The sequence below is a fragment of the Erwinia sp. MYb416 genome, assembly GCF_037479575.1.
Classification (GTDB): Bacteria; Pseudomonadota; Gammaproteobacteria; order Enterobacterales; family Enterobacteriaceae; genus Erwinia; species Erwinia rhapontici.
Genome location: NZ_JBBGYT010000178.1, coordinates 1,347 through 2,836 on the forward strand (window position 1 = coordinate 1,347; position 1,490 = coordinate 2,836).

The 1,490-nt window shown below is 54.8% G+C and carries 1 protein-coding gene; it reads right to left on the reverse strand.

The window, feature by feature from the left end:
- A partial coding sequence (locus WH277_RS01700; RefSeq protein ID WP_339504019.1) for a glycosyltransferase occupies positions 1-1,490 on the reverse strand: 1,490 nt, incomplete at both ends.

A 1,490-nucleotide genomic window follows, 5' to 3' on the forward strand; every position in this document is an offset into this window, starting at 1 on the left:
GCTTCAGGCACAGGTCAATATTCTGTTGTTTCAGGGTGGCTAAACTGTCGTCCATACCTGCTACGTTATTCCATGCCTCTTTTTTAATCATCAGGCAGGAATAGTTAAGCACGGTGTAATTCTGATCGCTTTGCAGGCGCTGCATATAGCCGGGTTCATCAACGGCGGCGCCATAACCGACAGCCGCGCAAAGTTCTTCCCCGATCAGGATCTCCCCGGCGGATAAGACCAGATGCCGGTTGAGCGAAATAATCTTGCCCCCCACACTTCCGACTTCAGGACGCTGGGCATGATTGAGAAGATGTGTCAGCCAGTCTTTCTCAATAACGATCACATAGGGATTCACTAACAGAATAAAATCACCCCGTGCCACTGCGGCACCGGCGTTATATTTTGCGGCATCATTGCCAATGCCAGCGATTGTACTCACCTGTATCTTGGCAATATTCGCGGCAACAATGGTGTCCAGCCAGCTATTCACGCTGGCATCAGTAGCCGAATCCCGCACAATAATAATTTCATACAGTTCGTGGGAGGTGTTGACCAACATCCGATCCACCACCGTCTGCATGTCATTAAGACTGTTACTGGCGGGAATAATGACCGATACCATCAGGGACTGCGTCTCGCCATAGCAGAGATGCCACGGCTTATCGCCGTTAACCCGCACATGCCCGTCGGCGTAGCCCCGTTGTTGCAGGTGGCGCTGAATGACGGCAATATCAATCTCATCGGGCTGCAATAATGTCTGCGGCACCACCAGCAGCGGTTCGCTGATATGGCCAATACCGGCGATATCCTTTAGCTCAATCAACCGGGTGATCGCTTCCAGTTCCCAGGCTATCAGATTGAGGGATAGCTCCATCGTCATGCTGTTCACGGCATCAAGGCGGAACAGCCAGCGGCGCGCATAGCGCCAGGGAGTGCTCAATACCAGGTCGAGGTTAAAATCGGGTCGCAGCGCGCTGACCTGCGTGCCATCTTGTTCTTCAATCCGTTCATCGGCAAAGACAGCAAAACAGTCCGGGACGTCACTCAGACTTAACCCCACGGTGCAAAAACTGTCCGCCAGGAAACGCACACCGGCGTCGACCACCTGTACCCACTGCTCTTTCGCCCGTGATAACAGGCTGTTGTCAGTGTCCACACTCACCCATTCCGGCAAGCGCGCTGCGTTAGCCGCCAGCGAGGTCAGTACTACGCGGAAATGGGGATACCCGGCACGACAGGTGGCCAGGCTGGTCAGCGTCGCCTCCAGGCTGGCGCTGTCCTGACGCTCGTTACGCACTACGATCAGTAATGATGCTGGCTGCACCAACGCCGCAATCTTCTCCGCCATCTGCTGACGCTGGCCCGCAGTGACGCCACGCTGGCGTAACCCGTTCTGAGTATCATACTGCGGCAAATGCTGACGTTTTTCTGCGGCACGCTGCTGTGTCCGGGCAATAAAGACCTGCAGCTGATGCGCGACATTTTCGCGCTTGGTGAAA